Annotated in this window: 17 protein-coding genes; 3 read left to right on the plus strand and 14 right to left on the minus strand. The window is 73.5% G+C overall.

All coding sequences use genetic code 11. The features are described from left to right. Positions 1 to 100: 100 nt before the first annotated feature. From K7640_RS16765 to K7640_RS16800, 8 genes are all read right to left on the minus strand, one after another. The gene (locus K7640_RS16765; RefSeq protein ID WP_222955765.1) at positions 101 to 910 is read right to left on the minus strand and encodes a sirohydrochlorin chelatase; all 810 of its coding nucleotides are present in this window, start codon (positions 908 to 910) and stop codon (positions 101 to 103) included. Continuing rightward, the gene (locus K7640_RS16770; protein ID WP_222955766.1) at positions 892 to 1,653 is read right to left on the minus strand and encodes a phosphoadenylyl-sulfate reductase; all 762 of its coding nucleotides are present in this window, start codon (positions 1,651 to 1,653) and stop codon (positions 892 to 894) included. Before K7640_RS16770 ends, K7640_RS16765 begins: the two co-directional genes overlap by 19 nt. Beyond that, positions 1,650 to 1,808: a hypothetical protein gene (locus K7640_RS16775; protein WP_222955767.1), complete on the minus strand. Its 159-nt coding sequence runs from the start codon at positions 1,806 to 1,808 to the stop codon at positions 1,650 to 1,652. The genes K7640_RS16770 and K7640_RS16775 overlap by 4 nt, the downstream gene beginning before the upstream one ends. Then, positions 1,805 to 3,517 carry a nitrite/sulfite reductase gene (locus K7640_RS16780; RefSeq protein WP_222955768.1) on the minus strand — a complete coding sequence of 571 codons (1,713 nt, stop codon included), beginning with the start codon at positions 3,515 to 3,517 and terminating at the stop codon, positions 1,805 to 1,807. The genes K7640_RS16775 and K7640_RS16780 overlap by 4 nt, the downstream gene beginning before the upstream one ends. A gap of 306 nt (positions 3,518 to 3,823) precedes the next feature. Next, entirely contained in the window at positions 3,824 to 5,362 is a 1,539-nt protein-coding gene (locus K7640_RS16785) for a glycosyltransferase family 39 protein (RefSeq protein WP_222955769.1), read from the minus strand. Continuing rightward, positions 5,359 to 6,363, minus strand: coding sequence for a glycosyl hydrolase (locus K7640_RS16790; RefSeq protein WP_222955770.1), 1,005 nt, complete (start codon positions 6,361 to 6,363; stop codon positions 5,359 to 5,361). The genes K7640_RS16785 and K7640_RS16790 overlap by 4 nt, the downstream gene beginning before the upstream one ends. After that, complete coding sequence (locus K7640_RS16795) at positions 6,360 to 7,970, minus strand: glycosyltransferase family 2 protein (protein ID WP_222955771.1); 1,611 nt, start codon at positions 7,968 to 7,970, stop codon at positions 6,360 to 6,362. Before K7640_RS16795 ends, K7640_RS16790 begins: the two co-directional genes overlap by 4 nt. A gap of 296 nt (positions 7,971 to 8,266) precedes the next feature. Beyond that, a complete protein-coding gene (locus K7640_RS16800; protein WP_222955772.1) occupies positions 8,267 to 9,796 on the minus strand; it encodes a PAS domain-containing sensor histidine kinase in 1,530 nt (509 codons plus the stop codon). 135 nt (positions 9,797 to 9,931) lie between these two features. Between K7640_RS16800 and K7640_RS16805 the strand changes: the two genes are divergently transcribed. After that, on the plus strand, positions 9,932 to 11,767 hold the full coding sequence (locus tag K7640_RS16805) for a tetratricopeptide repeat protein (RefSeq protein WP_222955773.1): 1,836 nt from the start codon (positions 9,932 to 9,934) through the stop codon (positions 11,765 to 11,767). Positions 11,768 to 11,938: 171 nt separating this feature from the next. On the opposite strand, the gene K7640_RS16810 is transcribed toward K7640_RS16805, so the two are convergent. Next, positions 11,939 to 13,525, minus strand: a complete 1,587-nt coding sequence (locus K7640_RS16810) for an MDR family MFS transporter (RefSeq protein ID WP_222955774.1) — start codon at positions 13,523 to 13,525, stop codon at positions 11,939 to 11,941. A 111-nt stretch (positions 13,526 to 13,636) separates the two neighbouring features. On the opposite strand from K7640_RS16810, the gene K7640_RS16815 reads away from it, so the two are divergent. Then, positions 13,637 to 14,344 carry a TetR/AcrR family transcriptional regulator gene (locus K7640_RS16815; protein ID WP_222955775.1) on the plus strand — a complete coding sequence of 236 codons (708 nt, stop codon included), beginning with the start codon at positions 13,637 to 13,639 and terminating at the stop codon, positions 14,342 to 14,344. A 40-nt stretch (positions 14,345 to 14,384) separates the two neighbouring features. Here K7640_RS16815 and K7640_RS16820 read toward each other — a convergent pair whose 3' ends face one another. Then, positions 14,385 to 14,921, minus strand: a complete 537-nt coding sequence (locus K7640_RS16820) for a GNAT family N-acetyltransferase (protein WP_222955776.1) — start codon at positions 14,919 to 14,921, stop codon at positions 14,385 to 14,387. Beyond that, complete coding sequence (locus K7640_RS16825; RefSeq protein ID WP_222955777.1) at positions 14,918 to 15,133, minus strand: biotin/lipoyl-binding carrier protein; 216 nt, start codon at positions 15,131 to 15,133, stop codon at positions 14,918 to 14,920. Before K7640_RS16825 ends, K7640_RS16820 begins: the two co-directional genes overlap by 4 nt. Positions 15,134 to 15,404: 271 nt before the next feature. Here K7640_RS16825 and K7640_RS31000 point away from each other — a divergent pair, with 271 nt between their 5' ends. Next, on the plus strand, positions 15,405 to 15,479 hold the full coding sequence (locus K7640_RS31000; RefSeq protein WP_369700219.1) for a 50S ribosomal protein bL37: 75 nt from the start codon (positions 15,405 to 15,407) through the stop codon (positions 15,477 to 15,479). A gap of 112 nt (positions 15,480 to 15,591) precedes the next feature. Here the strand turns inward: K7640_RS31000 and rsrA are convergent, their stop codons facing one another. The 3 genes from rsrA to K7640_RS16840 all read right to left on the minus strand — a co-directional run. Next, complete coding sequence (gene rsrA / locus K7640_RS16830; protein WP_222955778.1) at positions 15,592 to 15,879, minus strand: mycothiol system anti-sigma-R factor; 288 nt, start codon at positions 15,877 to 15,879, stop codon at positions 15,592 to 15,594. A gap of 1 nt (position 15,880) precedes the next feature. Further along, positions 15,881 to 16,699: a sigma-70 family RNA polymerase sigma factor gene (locus tag K7640_RS16835; protein WP_222955779.1), complete on the minus strand. Its 819-nt coding sequence runs from the start codon at positions 16,697 to 16,699 to the stop codon at positions 15,881 to 15,883. 340 nt (positions 16,700 to 17,039) lie between these two features. Then, positions 17,040 to 17,478 (minus strand): alpha/beta family hydrolase (locus tag K7640_RS16840; protein ID WP_222955780.1); only part of this gene is annotated, 439 nt, incomplete at its 5' end.

Below are 17,478 nucleotides of genomic sequence, written 5' to 3' on the forward strand. Positions count from 1 at the left end.
GCGCCGGCCACTCTCCGCTCGCGCGGTGCCGGCCATGACGCGAATGAGCGTGATACCTGAGAGTCATAAAAATACCTCTCAGGTATCACGCTCGGACGAGTCACGGCTCCCCCGGACCGCCGCCGTGCCGGCCCTGCCGACCGGTTGCCCCGACCCGGCGCAACACCAGCTCGGCGAGCTCCGGCACGTCGGTCAGCGGGTCGGCCACCGCCACCGCCCCGGCGCCCCGGGCGGCCACCGTCACCGCGTCGTGGAAGAGGCCGGGGGCGAGGAAGTAGGCGACCACGGCCACCCGGCGGGCGCCGCGCCCGTGCAACCGGGCCACCGCCACCCCGGCCTCCGGTGGCGCCGCCGAGGCGTACGACACGCGGACGGGCACCCGCAGCGCCGCGCCGAGGGCCGCCGCCACCCGACCCACCGACCCGCGCGCCCGCGCGTCCCGGGTGCCCGCCGCGGCCAGCACCACCGCGTCGTACTCCCCCGGGTCGGCCTCGGCCAGCCGGCGCCGCAGCCCGGCCAGCAGCGCACCGTCGACCGGGCCGTCCAGCGGGCCGAGCACGTCGGCGACCCGTACCGCGAGCCCCGGGGCGTCCGCCCGGGCCGCCGCCACCGCCGCCGGCAGGTCGACCCGCCGGTGGTACGCGGCGGTGAGCAGCAACGGCACCACCACCGCCGCGCGGTGCCCGGCGGCGGCCAGCTCCCGCAGCACGGCGGCCGGGCCGGGCTCGGTGTGATCCAGCCAGCTCGGCACGACCGACAGCCCGGGCCGGGCCGCGCCGACCGCCCGGGCCAGCGCCCGGGTCGCCTCGGCCGCCCGCGGGTCCCGGCTGCCGTGCGCCACCAGCACCACCGGCGGGGCCGCCGCCGGCCCGCCCGCGCCGTCCGGCGCGCTCAGACGTGCAGCCCGCACTCGGTCTTCTCGAACATCGCCCAACGGCCGGCCCGCGGATCCTCCCCCGCCTTGGTCCGCCGAGTGCAGGGCCAGCAGCCGATCGAGCCGTAGCCACGGGCGAACAGCTCGTTGACCGGGATGTCGTACCGGGCGATGTAGGCGTCCACGTCGGCCTGCGTCCAGGCGGCGATCGGGTTCACCTTGACCCGGCCGCGCCGCGCGTCGAACGCCACCACCGGCGTGTTCGCCCGGGTCGGCGACTCGTCCCGGCGCAGCCCGGCCGCCCAGGCGTCGTACCCGGTCAGCGCCCGTTCCAGGGGCTCCACCTTGCGCAGCTGGCAGCAGTCGTCCGGGGAACGTTCGAACAGCCGGGGGCCGTACTCGCCGTCCTGCTGGCCGACGGTGCGCCGGGGCCGGATGGAGCGGACGTTCACCGGCAGCCGGCGGGCCACCTCGTCGCGGACCCGCAGCGTCTCCGGGAAGTGCAGGCCGGTGTCGAGGAAGACCACGTCTACCCCGGGCGCCACCCGGGAGACCAGGTGGGCGACCACCCCGTCGGCCATCGAGCTGGTCACGCAGAACCGCTCGCCGAAGGTCTCCGCGGCCCACCGGGCGATCTCCAGCGCCGGCGCGCCCTCCAGCTCCCGGCCGGCCCGCCCGGCCAGCTCCCGCAGCTCCTCCGGGTCACGCCGGGCCGGGTCGGCGGGGGTGGGCCCGCCGGGCCCCACCAGGCCGAGACCGGCGGCGGAGACGGGGCTCACCGGTCCACCGCCCGGGAGAGCAGGCCGGTGAACTTCACGGTGAAGACCCGGGCGCAGGCGTGGCACTCCCAGGCGCCGTGCCCGGTCTCGCTCGGCCGCAGGTCCTCCTCCCCGCAGTAGGGGCAGTACAGCGGCACAGATCGCGTTTCGCTCATCGGAGTTCCTCCTCGTCGACCCGGATCACCCAGTTGGCGAACGTCTCGCCCTCGGTCCGGCCGGCCAGGTAGCGGCGGGCCAGTCGCTCCACGTACTCCGGCAGTTCCTCGGCGGTGGTCTTCAGGCCGCGCAGCTTGCGGCCGAAGCCGGCGGTCCGCCCCTGCGCCATGCCGAGACCGCCGCCCAGGTGCACCTGGAAGCCCTCCACCTGGCGGCCGTCCGGGCCGACCACCAGCTGACCCTTCAGCCCGATGTCGGCGACCTGGGTACGGGCGCAGGCGTTCGGGCAGCCGTTGAGGTGGATGGAGATGTCCGCGTCGAAGTCGCGCAGCCGCTCCTCCAACCGGGCCACCAGCTCCTCGCCGCGCTGCTTGGTCTCCACGATGGCCAGCTTGCAGAACTCGATGCCGGTGCAGGCCATGGTGCCGCGCCGCCAGGCCGACGGCCGGGCCTCCAGGCCGATCCCGCGCAACGCGGTCACCAGCGACTCGGTCCGCTCCGGCGGCACGTCCAGCACCAGCAGCTTCTGGTACGGGGTGAGCCGCACCCGGTCGCTGCCGTGCGCCTCGACCACGTCGGCCAGCCGGGCGAGCTGGCCGCCGGAGACCCGCCCCACCACGGGGGCGGCGCCGACGTAGTGGCGCCCGTCGCGCTGCGGGTGCACGCCGATGTGGTCGACCGGCTTCGCCGGCAGCTCCGCGGCCGGGCCGTCGAGCAGCGCCCGGCCCAGGTATTCCTTCTCCAGCACCTCGCGGAACTTCTCCACGCCCCAGTCGGCGACCAGGAACTTCAGCCGGGCCCGGTTGCGCAGCCGGCGGTAGCCGTAGTCGCGGAAGATGCCCACCACGCCGGCCCACACGTCCGGCACCTCGTGCAGCGGCACCCAGACGCCGAGCCGCTTGGCCAGCATCGGGTTGGTGGAGAGGCCGCCGCCGACCCAGACGTCGAAGCCGGGACCGTGCTCCGGGTGCTCGACCCCGAGGAAGGCGATGTCGTTCGCCTCGTACGGGGTGTCGACCAGCCAGGAGATCGAGGACTTGAACTTGCGGGGCAGGTTGGAGAACTGCTTGTCGCCGACGTACCGGCGGACGATCTCGTCGATCGCCGGGGTGGGGTCGACCAGCTCGCCCCTGGCCACCCCGGCGACCGGGCTGCCGAGCACGATGCGCGGGCAGTCGCCGCACGCCTCGGTGGTCTGCAGGCCGACCGCCTCCAGCCGACGCCAGATCTCCGGCATGTCCTCGACCCGGATCCAGTGGTACTGGATGTTCTGCCGGTCGGTGATGTCGGCGGTGTCCCGGGCGAACTCCCGGGAGATCTCCGCGACGACCCGGAGCTGGGCGAGGCTGAGCTGGCCGCCGTCCACCCGGACCCGGAGCATGAAGAACTCGTCCTCCAGCTCGTGCGGCTCCAGCACGGCGGTGCGCCCGCCGTCGATGCCGGCCTTGCGCTGGGTGTAGAGCCCCCACCAGCGGAACCGGCCACGCAGGTCCTGCGGGTCGATCGAGGCGAAGCCGCCGTGAGCGTAGATGTTCTCGATCCGGGCCCGCACGTTCAGCGGGTCGTCGTCCTTCTTGATCCGCTCGTTGGGGTTGAGCGGCTCACGGTGGCCCAACGCCCACTGGCCCTCCCCACGCCGGGGGCGGGACGCCCGGGCGGCGGGGGCGGACGGGTCCTGGGTGCGGGTCGGGGTGCTGCTGACCGCCATCGCGGCGTCCTCCGTTGGCTACGGTTGCCCGGTTGCGCTGACGCGACGGCGGGCCCGGGGAGGGCCGAGGACGGCGATGTCTTGGACGGCCGGCGCGCAGGCGCCCGAGACGGATGGGTCGGGCGTCGTCAGTGGGCCGGACAGATCGCGCTGCGCACGCGGCCGTAGTCGACGTGGCGGCGAGCCACGAAGCGGCGGACGACAGCGGCGGTCATGCGCCAATGCTCGCACAGCCCTGGATGGCCAGCCAATCTTCCAGTGTGCGATCCCACATCACGGACGGCCGAGCGCCCGGACACGCTCCGGTCAGGCCGGCTTGCGTTCGAGCCGGACCACCCGTACCCGGTCGAACCGCTGGACGCTCTTGACCAGGAACTTCTGCCGCAGCAGCGCCTCCCGTGCCGGCGGCAGGCCGGCCAGCGGGTCGTTCAGGTGCCCGGTCTCGACCAGCCAGACCCGCTTGGTGTCGCCGAGGCACAGCGCCGGGTTCTTGCACTCCCGGGCGGTCAGCCAGCCGGTCTCCGCGGCCGGGGCGTCGACGAAGACGTCCCGGGGCCGGAGCTGGTCCCGTAGCCCGTAGCTGGTGGCCTTGCGCGCGATGTCGCTGGGGCCGCCGAAGCCGTCGTTGAAGGCGACCCCGTCGCCCGGCTTCACCTGCTGCCCGAGGTAGCGGACCGCGTCCAGGTAGCGCGGCTGGCCGTCGGCCTCGTTGGACCGCACCCGCTCCTGCGCCGGCAGGCCCTGCCAGGCCAGCGCGGGCACCAGGACCAGCGCCGGAACCAGCCAGACCGCCGGCATCCGCTCCCGGGTGAGCAGCTGGAGCGCCCGGCACACCCCGAACGCCGCCAACAGCGCCCAGGCGGGCACGCTGAACAGGAAGTAGCGGGCCAGGAACAGGTGCAGCCAGGCGAAGGTCAGGTAGCCGGCCAGCGGCGGCAGCAGGGCCCAGGCCAGCAGCATCAGCACGGCCGGCCGCCAGCGCGCCCCGGCCACCGCCACCGCGAGCAGGGCGAGCAGGCCGGCGGCCACCAGGCTGGGCAGCGTGCCGGTCAGGTTCTCCAGGAAGCGCAGCACCGCGTCCGAGTCGTTGCTCACCCAGGAGATCTGGCCGGACTGCCGGCTGGCGAGCAGCAGCAGCGGCAGGACGAAGAGGCCGGCGATGCCGACCGTGGCCGACCACCGCCACCGCGGCTCCTCCCCCGGCACGGCCCGCCACAGGTAGAGCAGGTGCGCCACCCCCACCAGCAGCGCGACGAAGTGCAGCCAGCCGACCAGCACCAGCACCACCCCGTACGCCCACCAGCGGGCCCGGGAGGGCCGGTCGACGGCGCGGAGGAAGAGCCAGGTGGCGGCGACCGCGGCCAGCGTTACCAGCGCGTACGACCGGGCCTCCTGGGCGTACCGGGAGACGGCCGGCAGCAGGGCGAAGAACAGGCCGGCGAGCACCCCGACCGGGGTGTCGAAGAGGCGCCGGCCGATCAGGGTGAGCAGCCCGGCGCTGGCCCCGATGGCCAGCACCGAGGGCAGCCGCAGGGCGATCAGCGAGTCGCCGCCGACCGCGGTCACCGCCGACATGAGCAGGTAGTAGGCGGCGTGCACCAGGTCGATGTTGCCGATCAACATCCGGAACTGGTCGACGGAGAGCGAGGTGGCGTGCCAGGTGACCAGCTCGTCGTTCCACAGGTCCCGGGCGTCCAGCCCCCACCAGCCGAGGCCGAGCGCGACCAGGGTCGGCAGCAGGGCCCACCAGCCGCCCCGGGCCGACGGGCCGGCGCCGGCGTCGACCGTCGCCCGGATCTCGGCCGGGGTCGGCTGCCCCGTCCACCGGACGGCCTGCGCGGTCACTTCACGGTCCTGATGTCGAAGCCGAAGACGTCCCGGCCGGCGGCGCGCTTGAACGACGACAGTGCCTGGGAGTCCCGGTCGATGTTCCACTTGCCCGAGCCGTTGATGTTGAAGTAGGCCACCCCGACCATGTCCTTGCGCCGCGCCACGTTGCTGAACAGGTCGGCGATCTGGTCCGGCCGGCCGGCGGCCGGCTCGCACCCGGTCTCCACGATCAGCAGCGGTCGGCGGGTGAAGGTGCGGATCTCCTTGATGGTCGGGCCGAAGAGGTCCTTGAACGTCTTCTGGCCGCGAACGGTGTAGTAGCCGTCCATGCCGACCCAGTCCACGTACGCGTCACCCGGGTAGAGCGCCTTGATGCTCACCTTGCGCAGGTAGTTGATGACGTTCGGGGTCCAGGTCCAGATCACGTTGGTGGCGCCCTGCTGCTCGAAGATCTCGTGCAGGTGCCGCCAGGCGGCCACGTACTCGGCGGCCTTGGTCTTCCGGGTGCCCCACGAGTACCAGTGGCCGTTCATCTCGTGCGCGAAGGTGAGCGCGATCGGCAGGTTCAGCGTCCGCACCGCGGCGGCGAACTCCTTCACGTACGCGTCGTGCTTGCCGGCGGCGATGTCTTTCAGCGGCACGTCGTACGGCTCCCACCGGATCACCGCCAGCGCGCCGTACTGGTGCAGCTCGCGGACCTCGCTGGCGGCGAACTCGTCGTCGAAGCTCTCGAAGACCGCCACCAGGTTCGGGTCCTTGCCGATCTCGTCGGCGAAGTTTCGGATCCGGCCCATCTCGGCGCCACCCTGCACGGTCACCCCGAGGTACTTGCCGGCGGGCGACTTCAACGGCGTGACGTCGTACGGCGGCACCTCCTCGACCACCGGGGCGGCGGTGGCGCCCGGCCGGCCGCTCGCCCCGGCGTCGACCGAGATGTCCGCCTTGCGCAGCACGGCGACCTCGGTGAAGGCCAACGCCAGCACCGCCAGGAAGGTGATCAGGTATTTGGTCCTCACCGCACGACCTCGACGTCCTTCTCGGGCTTGACCAGCAGCGCCTGGCCCACGACGGCGAGATAGAAGACCCCGCTGAGGAAGGCCGGCACGAAGATCATCGGGTCGGGGTCGACCAGCATCCGCCAGGCCGCGACGCCGACCCAGACCAGGCCGCTGCCGGCGGTCCAGTAGCGCATCCCGGTCCAGAGCCGCTTGGTCTTGCTCTTCTTGGCGGTGCCACCGGTCGGCTGCCAGCCCATCCGCCGGCCGCGGAGGATGTCGATGATGGCGAAGGCGTGCGCCCAGCCATAGATCATCTTGACCGTCCAGCTCTCCAGGTGGTACCGGTTCCGGTGCCAGACCGGGAAGATGACCAGGTTGTAGATGATGCTCGGCACGATGAGCAGGTAGTTGGCCAGCGCGATCTCGTGCGCGAACGCGGTGAGCATCAGCACCGGGATGATCGGCGCGACGAAGGTGAACAGGCCGGTGTGCAGGTAGTAGCAGAAGCCGGAGACGTAGCTCAGCCGGGCGCGCAGCTTCAGCTTGGTCTGCCAGAACTTCTTCGAACCGAGCAGGCTCATCGAGCCGGCGCACCAGCGGTACTGCTGGGTGAAGAAGGAGTCCACGTCGGACGGGCAGAGACCGGCGGCGAGCACCACCGGGATGTACCGCAGGTTCCACCCCTGCATCCGCAGGTCGAACCCGGTGTGCACGTCCTCCGAGTGCTCGATCAGCGTGGAGCCGCCGATGGAGAAGAGGGCGTCGCGCCGGTAGATGGCGCAGCTGCCCACGCAGATCGCCGAGTCGTGCGCCTGCCGGGAGACCTGCACCGAGCGGTAGAACAACTCCTGCACCGCGCCCGCGCCCCGCTCCACCCAGGTCTGCCCCAGGTGCACCCGGAAATATTGCGGCGACTGCACGATGCCCGCCCTCGGCTCCGCGTCGAACCACGGCAGCATCTGGTCGAGCATGTCCCGGCGGGGCACGAAGTCGGCGTCCAGCACGAGGATGAACTCGCTCATCGTGCGCTCGAACGCGTACCGCATGTTGCCGGCCTTCTTGAACCAGCCCCGGTTCGGTCGCCGCTGGTAGACGAAGCCGAACGCGAGCGCCATCCGCTCCATCTCCTCGTTCGGCGAGTCGTCCAGCACGTACACGGTCACGCTGCCCCGGTAGTGCCGGCCCATCGCGCGCACGTGGTCCCAGGTGTTGCGCAGCACGTGCGGCGGCTCGCCGCAGACCGGCAGGAAGACGTCGACCGACGGATACCGGGCCGGCTTCCAGCTGCGGACCAGCTGCTGGTGGCGGGCCATGTCGAAGCCGGGGGTGAACAGGTTCACCGCCAGCGAGATGACGTAGTAGACGACGGTGAACGCGAGCAGCGGGGCCAGCAGCCACAGCCACGGGGTGAGCCGGACGAAGAGCAGCTGGCTGGTGATCAGGCAGGCGAAGCTCACCAGGGACGGCACCATCAGCGACGCCAGCCGCCGCTTGCGGTAGGAGACCAGCTCCTCGTCGGTGGGCGGCAGCGGCACCGGCGCGTACGCCGGACGGTTCGGCCGCTCCGAGGCGCGCTGCGGCGTCCACCTGGACAGCTGGCGCGGCACCCGGAACTCGGCGGTCACGCCCGGCGTCGGTACCGGTTCCACCGCAGGCGGTGAGGTCATTGCCCCGAACTCCCCGTGTTCGTCGAACGGCAGTTTCCCCGCCGGAGCGGCGAGGGGACCACCGGCACCGGCCCGACCTCGGGCACGGCGCGGCGGAGCTGCCGCTCGATTGGTTGACGTGGGAAAACTATTCGGTCGCCTCTGCCGGCGTCAATGTGAGGAGTCCCCACAACCGGACATCTGCGGCTATAGGGTGCGAGTCGGCCTGACAAAAGACCCGATCGGCTGGTCAGCGGCCCCACGGGTGGACGTTTCTAGCCCTTGCCGAGCGGGACCACCAGGACCGCCTCGGTGCCACCCGCGGCGCTGTTGCGCAGCTCGATGCTCCCCCGCAGCTCGCCGGTGATCAGGGCCCGGACGATCTGCAGGCCGAGGTTGGCGCCGCGTTCCGCGTCGAATTCGGCCGGCAGGCCGCGCCCGTTGTCGGCCACCGACACGTGCAACTGCTTGCGCAGCCGCTGCGCGGTGACCACCACCTCGGGCCGGCCCCCCTCGTCCCGGACGGCGGCGGCGCCGTCCTCGCCGGGCGGCGGGAAGCCGTGCTCGACGGCGTTGAGCAGCAACTCGTTGAGCACCATCACCAGCGAGGTGGCGATCTCGGCGGGGAGCACCCCGAAGCTGCCCCGGCGGCGCATGCCGACCGACACCTCGGTGGCCGCCACCTCGGTCGCCGCGCTGGCCACCCGGTCGACGATGCCGTCGAACTCGACCGCCTCGTCGCTGGACATGGAGAGCGTCTCGTGCACCAGGGCGATCGAGGCGACCCGGCGTACCGACTCCTCCAGGGCGACCCGGGCCTCGGGCATGGTGACCCGGCGGGCCTGGAGGCGCAGCAGCGCGGCGACCGTCTGCAGGTTGTTCTTCACCCGGTGGTGGATCTCGCGGATGGTGGCGTCCTTGGTGATCAGCGCGCGGTCCCGGCGGCGCACCTCGGTGACGTCGCGGACCAGCACCAGCGCGCCGATCGGCACGCCCGCCGGCATCAGCGGCAGCGACCGGGTCAGCATGGTGGCGCCCCGGGCGTCGATCTCCCGGCGCGGCGGGGCGTCCCCGCGCAGCGCCGCCAGCACGCTGTTCGCCGCGTCGGTGCCCTCCAGCGGGTCGCTGGCCAGCCGCCGGTGCAGGCCGGCCAGATCCTCGCCCACCAGGTGGGAGGCGTGTCCCAGGCGCCGGTACGCGGACTGCGCGTTCGGGCTGGCGTAGGTGACCTTGCCGTTGGCGTCCAGCCGGACCAGCCCGTCGCCGACCCGGGGCGCCGAGGTGGTCTCGCCCGGGTGCCGGGGCGGCGGGAAGGTCCCGTCGGCGATCATCTGGGCCAGGTCGTCGGCGGTGGTCAGGTAGTTGAGTTCGAGCTGGCTGGGGGTGCGGGCGGTGGAGAGGTTGGTGTCCCGGCCGACGACCGCGATCACCTCGCCGGCCTCCCCCGCGGCGGTGCGCAGCCGGACCGGGATCGCCTCGTGCCGGGCCGGCACGTCGCCGTACCAGACCGGGTCCCCCTCCCGCCAGATCCGGCCCTGCCGGTGGGCCACCTCCAGGTGGGCCACCTCCGGCCCGCCGACGATCCGCCCCACCTGGTCGTCCAGGTACGCGGTCGGCGCGGTGGTGGGGCGCACCTGGGCCACGCAGAGGAAGGTGCCCTCGCCGTCCACCGGCACCCAGAGCAGCAGGTCCGCGAAGGAGAGGTCGGACAGCAGTTGCCAGTCCCCCGCGATCCGGTGCAGGTGGTCGATGTCGGAGGGGCGGAGCCGGGTGTGCTCCTCGGCGAGGTCGCGCAGCGTGGACACGCTCACAGCCTGCCACGGCGGGACGGCCGCCGCCGCCGCGGACCGCCGCGCCGGCCCGGGGGCGTGGATCACAGCCGGTGCCGCCATCCCCTAGGCTGGCCCGGCCCAGAAAGCACCGGCGAGCGGAAGGTCGACGTGTCCGAGGCAAGGGACGAACCCGAGCTGTCCGCGGCGGAGGAACTGGCCCTGGCCCGACTGGCCCTGGACTCCGGTGACCTGACCCACGCGGCGGACCACGTCGCCGGGGCGCTGCTGCGCTCGCCCACGCTGCCCGAGGCGCACGAGACGCTGGCCCGGTTGGCCGCCGCCGCCGGCCCGGGCGCGCTCGACCTCTTCCCGCTCGGCCCGCACGCCTTCGTCGGCGCCGTGGTCGCCCGGGCGCACCTGCTCGCCGCCGCCGGGCACCCGGCCGACGGGCTCGACCTGCTGGCCGCCGCCACCGCGCACGCGCCGCAGGCGGACTGGGCCGGGGTGCCCTGGGTGACCGCGCCCGAGCTGGCCGCCCGGCTGGACCCGGACCGGGTGGCCCGGCTGCTGATGCAGATCTGCGCCGCCGTCGCCGACCCGGTGCCCCGGGCCGGGCGGGGGCCGCTGCGGCCGTACCTCACCCTGGCCCGGCACGTGACCGCCGCGCACCCGGCCCACGGCCTGCTGCTGGGGGCGGCGTCCGCGCTGGCCCGGCGGCTCGGCGAGGTCGCGCTGGCCGTCACCTGGGCCGCCCGGGGAGTACGGGCGGAGCCGTCGAAACTCGGCGAGGTGTGGCTCGGGTACGCGTACCGCAGCGCCGGCCGGCTCCGGGAGGCGCTCGCGGCGCTGGGCCGGGCCGTCGAACACGACCCCGACGACCTCGCCGTGTACGCCGACATCGCCGGCACACTGGCCGACCACGGCCGGCTGGACGAGGCGCTGGACTGGATCGACCGGGCGCTGGACCGGGACCCGACCTTCGACTGTGCCGTGCACACCGCGCACCGGCTGCGCTGGCAGCGCGACGGCGACGTCGCGCACCTGGTCGCCCTGGCGGACTTCAGCCGGGACCACCCGGACGACAGCCACGAGCACGGTGACCTGGCCGAGTGCTGCCGGGGCCGGCCCTGGCTGGGTCAGGTCACCCCGGCCGGCGGGGCGATGGTCGACGCGCTGCGCGGGCTGCTGGCCACCGGCGGCACGGCCTTCGCCGCCGTACGCCTCGACGGGTGGGAACCGCCCAGCGCGATGCGTACGGTCACCGCGGCCGTGCCCGGCCTGCGCGTCGAGGTGGCCGACGTGGCCGGCCCGGACCCGCGCGAGCCCCGGCGGGCCAGCACCTACCGGCTCTGGCGCTACGACGGCGCGACGGCCGCCCCCGCGCTGCCCGCGCCGTCGGCCGCCGCCGCGGACCGGATCCGCCAGCTCGCGCATCCGGCGTGGCCGCATCCCCCGGCGGCGTACGACTCGGCGGTCGTGTTGGCCACCCTCGAACTGGGCGACCTGCTCGGCCTGCTGGTGCACCCGCCCGACGCGCCGGGCACCTCGCTGGGCCGGGTGCTCGCCGGCCAGGACCCGTCGCTCTGGGTCCGCTGCGTGCAGGTCTGGGCCTGCCTGGGCCTGCTGCACCACCGCACCGACGAGCCGTGGGCCGACTCGACCCGGCGCCGGGTGCTGCTGGAACTGGTCTGGGGCGTCGAGGACTGGACCACCGAGGCGGCGCTCTTCGCCCTGGTCACCGCCGCCTGGGTCGACCCCGCCGTACGCCCCGAGGTGGCCTCGGTGGTCGCCGAGCGGCTGGCCGACGTGGCCGCGGTGTCCCGGGAGCGGCCGGTGCCGATCGCCGTCTCACTGGCCCACCTGGCGCTGGCCGCGCCGGCGCTCGACCCGGCGACCACGGCCCTGGCCCGGCGGCTGATCGTCGAGGCGGCCACGTCGGCCCGCCGGCCGGGCTGGCTGGGCGGGCTCCGGCGACGGCTGGCCGCCCTCTTCCGCCGCCACTGACCGGCCCCACCCCACGGCCACCACTCCCCCGGGCCCCCGGGCCGCCCGGGCCGGCCCGACATGCCGCACATTGGCCAACACCCCGCCGGGACAGCCCGACATGCCGCACGCCGGGCCGTCACCCGACTGGGGACGGACCGGCGTGCGGCAGGTCGTGGAGTGGAAGGGGCGTCAGACCGGGGCCTTGCCGAGGGCGGCCTCGGCCTGCTCCTCGCCGCTGGCGTCCGGCGGGGGCGCCGCGTTGGTCGAGCGCAGCGGCACCTCCTTGATGAACCAGGCGAGCACCGGCACGGCGACCGTGAAGAGCACCGCCCACAGGAAAACGTGCGAGATGGCGTCGGAGAGGCCACCGAGGACCTGCTCGCGCAGCTGCGGCGGCAGGGCCTTGAGCTGCTCCAGGTCCATCCGGCCGCCCTCGCCGCCACCACCGCTGAACGCGGCCCCGGCCGGCGAGCCGGCCAGCCGGTTGGCGAAGATCGCGCCGAACAGCGAGATGCCGAACGAGCCGCCGATGGAGCGGAAGAAGGTGGCCGCGCCGCTGGCCGCGCCAAGGTCCCGCTGCTCGACGCTGTTCTGCGCGATCAGCATCGAGGTCTGCATGAGGAAGCCCATGCCGACGCCGAGCACGATCATGTAGAGCGAGGACTGGGTCTTGCTGGTGTCCACGTCGAGCAGGGCCAGCAGCCCCATGCCGACCGCCATCACGACGCCGCCGACGATGGGGAACGCCCGGTACCGGCCGGTCTTGGTGATCGTCCGGCCGACCACCAGCGACACCACCAGCATGCCGAACATCAGCGGGAGCAGCAGCAGGCCGCTGTTGGTCGCCGAGGCGCCCTGCACGGTCTGCTGGTACAGCGGCAGGAAGTTCATCGCGCCGAACATCGCGAAGCCGAGCAGGAAGCCGATCACCGAGATCAGCGCGAAGTTCCGGTTGGCGAACAGCCCCAGCGGCAGGATCGGCTCAGGCACCCGGCGCTCGACCAGGGCGAAGGCCACCAGGGCGACCAGCGCGAGGGCGGCCAGGCCGAGGATCGGCAGGGAACGCCAGGCGTACTGGTTGCCGCCCCAGGTGGTGACCAGCACGATCGCGGTGATGCCGACGGAGAGCAGGCCGGCGCCCAGCCAGTCGATCCGGTGCTCGGTGCGGTACTTCGGCAGGTGCATGGTGGTGGCCAGCACCAGCAGCGCGAGCCCACCGAGCGGCAGGTTGACGTAGAACGCCCAGCGCCAGGAGAGGTGGTCGGTGATGAAGCCGCCGACCAGCGGGCCGGCGACCATGGCGATGGCCATGATGCCGGCGATCATGCCCTGGTAGCGGCCCCGCTCCCGGGGCGGCACCAGGTCGCCGATGATCGCCATCACGCCGACCATCAGGCCGCCCGCGCCGAGGCCCTGCACGGCCCGGAAGGCGATCAGCTCGATCATGCCCTGGTCCACGCCGCCGAGCAGGCCGGAGCCGGACATGCCGCAGAGCGCCGAGCCGATCAGGAAGACGACCACGGAGGTCAGGAAGACGGCCTTGCGGCCGTAGAGGTCACCGAGCTTGCCCCAGATCGGGGTCGAGACGGTGGTGCCGAGCACGTACGCGGTGACCACCCAGGTGAAGTGGTCGGCACCGCCGAACTCGAACACGATGCGCGGCAGCGCGGTGCTGACGATCATGTTGTCGAGCATCGCGAGCATCATCGCGATCATCAGACCGAACAGCACGACCCGGACGTTGGGTCTCGCCGTCGCCTGGCCTGGCTGAGTCATGGGTAAGCTCCCCCCGAGGTGTGACCAACTTACTTGCCGCCCGGCTAGTTACCTTACTAGCCGCACGGTAAGTTTGTCGGCAGGGACCGTCAAGCGAATTGGGTGGTGTAGGTGAGGGAGAGCACAGGCGGCACGCGGGGGCGCATCCAGGCCGTCGCGCTGGAGCTCTTCACCGAGCAGGGGTACGAGAACACCTCGCTCCGGGAGATCGCCGAGCGGCTGAACGTCACCAAGGCGGCCCTGTACTACCACTTCAAGAGCAAGGACGAGATCGTCAACAGCTTCGTCGAGGACCGGTTGCACCGGATGGACGAGCTGATCGAGTGGGCGCGGGCCCGGCCGGCCACCCTGGCCACCCGGCGGGAGCTGCTCTCCCGCTACGCCGACGCCATGTTCGCCGGCGAGCTGCCCTCGGTGATGCGGTTCTTCGAGCAGAACCAGACGGTGCTGAAGAAGCTGTCCGCCGGCATGCAGATGCGCGACCGGATGATGAGCCTGGCCAACGAGCTGTGCCGGGGCGACGAATCACCGGCCGCCCAGCTGCGCGCCGCGCTGACCCTGTTCGCCGTGCACAGCAGCTGGTTCGCCGTCCGCGCGCCGCACATCACCGACGTCGAGCGCCGGGCGGTCGCGCTGGAGGTCGCCGACGAGCTGCTCGCCAAGATCGCCTCCGAAGCCGCCGACGAGCTGCCCGCGGAGACCGCCGCCGAGCCGGAGGAGCCGGAGGAGCCGGCGGGCCGCTCGGCCTCGAGCGGGCCGCCCGCCACGCCCGGCGAGCGACCCGACGCCGGCCGTCGGGCGGAGCCGGACGCGGCCTGAGCCGAGGTCAGGACGGAGCCGGACGCGGCCTGAGCCGACGTCAGACGGAGCCGGACGCGGCCTGAGACCGCCCGGCGACGAGTTCGCACCGCAGCCCCAGCAGCCGGATCCCCGGCACCGGCTCCCAGTCCTTCTCCGGGGTCCGCACGAAGCCCAGCCGCTCGTAGAGGCGGTGCGCCCGGGCGGCCATGCCCTCGCGTACGCAGATCGCCACCGCCGTGGCGCCCAGCTCGGCGGCCCGGTCCAGGCAGGCCCGGGCCAGCGCCACCCCGGCGCCCCGGCCCTGGGCCGCCGGATCGACCGCCAGCATCCGGAACTCCGCCTCACCGGGCCCGGAAAGCTCCGCGTACGGGGTACCGGGCAGCACGAACAGCACCGAGCCGAGCACCGCCCCGGTGGCGTCGTCCACCGCGACCAGCACCTCGCCGGCGGCCGCCCGGGTGGCCACGTCGGCGAGCACGGTGGCGTAGCTGTTCTCGTCCTTGAGCTGGCCATCCGCCTCGTACGCGGCGACCGTCAGCCGGGCCACCGCCGGGAAGTCGGCCGGGCCGGCCGGACGGACGGTGAGGCCGCTCAATCGATCACCGCGATCAGGTCGCCGTCCTGGACCACGTCGCCCTCGTTGACGGCGAGCTCCTTGAGCACGCCGTCGGACTCGGCCACCACCGGGATCTCCATCTTCATCGACTCCAGGATCACCAGGGTGTCCCCCTCGGACACGGTGTCCCCGGCCGTCGCGACGACCTTCCAGACGTTCGCCACCATCTCGGCGCGGATCTCCTCGGCCATCTCACGGCCCTCCCTCTTCACCGGTTGCTGCGTCGGTATCCAATCATGCGCGGGCCCGCCCCGGGCGGGGAGCGGCCGGTGCCGGCACCCGGCCCCCGGCGTGGCGACGCGCCGACGGCGGACCCCGGGTCGCGGCCCGGCCCGACGGGCGGTCGCCTGTCGCACTAGCATCAGCGGGTCGGACCGGCGGGGCACGCCCGGCGGAGATTCCGGTACGAGATCGCCGCCGCGCGCAGCGCGGCCGGGGATGACCAGCACGAGGAGGTCGGCAATGGCGAAGAAGGCCCGCAAGAAGAAGGCCCGGAAGAAGAGCGGCGCGAACCACGGCAAGCGCCCCAACTCCTGAGCCGGCCGGCGGGGTCCGCCCCGCCGACCGCTCGCCCGGCCGGACGGTCGGGACACGACGACGGCCCGGGTCCAGCGGACCCGGGCCGTCGTCGTCGGCACTCGGCCGAGAGTCAGTCCGTCAGCTCACGCGACTCGGTGGACTCGAAGACCACCAGCTCGGTGAGGCGCACCTTGAGCCGCTGGCGCAGCTCCTCCGGCGCGGTCTCGTTGCCGCAGCAGCGGGCGACCAGCGCCTTCACCTCCTGCTCGATGCCGTACTCGCGCAGGCACGGCCCGCACTCGTCGAGGTGGTGCCGGATCAGCGTCCGGCGCTCCTCGGCGCACTCCAGGTCCAGGTAGAGGTAGACCTCGGCGAGCACCTCACGGCAGTCCGTCTCGTGCGGCTCTCCACAGCTCACGTCACACCTCCCGGCCGGCGGCGGCGGTCGAGCCCTTCGCGGACTGCGCGGCGCTGAACCCGCGCTCGGCGGCGTAGCGCTCCAGCAGCTTGCGCAGATTACGACGACCGCGGTGCAACCGCGACATCACGGTGCCGATCGGCGTGCCCATGATGTCGGCGACCTCCTTGTACGAGAAGCCCTCGACGTCGGTCAGGTAGACCGCGAGGCGGAACTCCTCCGGCAACTGCTGGAGGGCTTCCTTGATGTCGCTGTCCGGCAGCCGGTCCAGCGCCTCGGTCTCCGCCGACCGCAGCCCGCTGGAGGTGTGCGACTCGGCCTCGGCGAGCTGCCAGTCGGTGATCTCCTCGGTGGGCGCCTGGATGGGCTGGCGCTGCCGCTTCCGGTACGAGTTGATGTAGGTGTTGGTCAGGATGCGGTACAGCCAGGCCTTGAGGTTCGTGCCCTCTTCGAACTGGTGGAACGCCGCGTACGCCTTCAGGTACGTCTCCTGGACCAGGTCCTCGGCGTCCGCCGGGTTCCGCGTCATCCGCAGCCCGGCGGCGTAGAGCTGGTCGACGAAGGGCATCGCGTCCCGCTCGAAGCGGGCCCTGCGCTCGTCCGTCTTCTCGGTGGTCAACCGCACATCCCCTCGCGTCGGATGCTTTCCCGCCGAGGATACGCGCACGGACCTGCCCACAGATTCACTTCCGCCGGGTGTGCTGGCGCTCACCACCCCCGGGCCGCCCACGGCGGCGGGCCACTCCGGTCCACCCAGCAGCTGCCGGAGCTGCCGTGCTCCCCGTTCGTCCCGCTCCCGACTCCGTGTCTCGGTCGGCACCGGTCACCCCCCTCGCAAGATGTGTCGTCCGGGGGGTGCAACGCCCGATCGTGGTCCGGGCATTCCGCCGACCATCCCCGTTCCCGGTCCCGGCACCGGTGGCGACCGACGTCGGGACCAGGAAGGGCCTGGGAGGACCGGCCCCGGCCCGCCCCTGGCGGGGCGTCCGGCGCCATCCGATGCAACGACCCGCCGCCGTGCCCGGTCACGCCCGGAGCAAGATCACACTGTTTCCTCGAAGCAGTGGCCTCGCCACGACGACGAGGCCCCTGTTTCCCGGTTCGAGCACGATCATGAGGGCCGCAGCGGTCACGATCATGAAGGCCACGGCCGTGCGCGGTCAGCTCGTCGTCCAGCCCTGGGCGCGCAGCCAGTCGCGCACCACGGTGGCCGTGCCGGGCGGATCCTTACGCAGGTCGTGGGCCTCCCCCGGGCGCACCACCACCCGCACCGGACCGCCCGCCGCCGGCACCCCGAACGGATCCCGGTCGCCGTTGACCACGAGGGTGGGCAGCCCGGTGCGCAGCTCGTCGGCGCGGGAGCGCTCCGGGCGGCCCGGCGGGTGCAGCGGGAAGGCCAGCGCCACGATCCCGGCCGCGCCCGTCGCGACGGCGGTGCGGCAGGCCACCCGGGCGCCGCTGGACCGCCCGCCCACCACCAGCGGCAGCCCCGGGTGCCGCCCGCGCAGCTCGGCGAGCACCGCCAGCCACGCCTCGTCGAGGTGCCCGGCGGGGGCGGGGGCCCGCCCCCCCGCCACCCGCTGCGGCCCGGGGGCCCCG

The sequence above is a fragment of the Micromonospora sp. PLK6-60 genome (assembly GCF_019890675.1).
In the GTDB taxonomy this organism is placed as follows: domain Bacteria; phylum Actinomycetota; class Actinomycetes; order Mycobacteriales; family Micromonosporaceae; genus Micromonospora.

What these genes read in the sequence shown, in the direction of transcription:
- K7640_RS16810 (WP_222955774.1), bottom strand. Translation starts at nt 13,525, where the DNA reads ATGACTCAGCCAGGCCAGGCGACGGCGAGACCCAACGTCCGGGTCGTG.
- K7640_RS16825 (WP_222955777.1), bottom strand. Translation starts at nt 15,133, where the DNA reads ATGGCCGAGGAGATCCGCGCCGAGATGGTGGCGAACGTCTGGAAGGTC.
- K7640_RS16775 (WP_222955767.1), bottom strand. Translation starts at nt 1,808, where the DNA reads ATGAGCGAAACGCGATCTGTGCCGCTGTACTGCCCCTACTGCGGGGAG.
- K7640_RS16780 (WP_222955768.1), bottom strand. Translation starts at nt 3,517, where the DNA reads ATGGCGGTCAGCAGCACCCCGACCCGCACCCAGGACCCGTCCGCCCCC.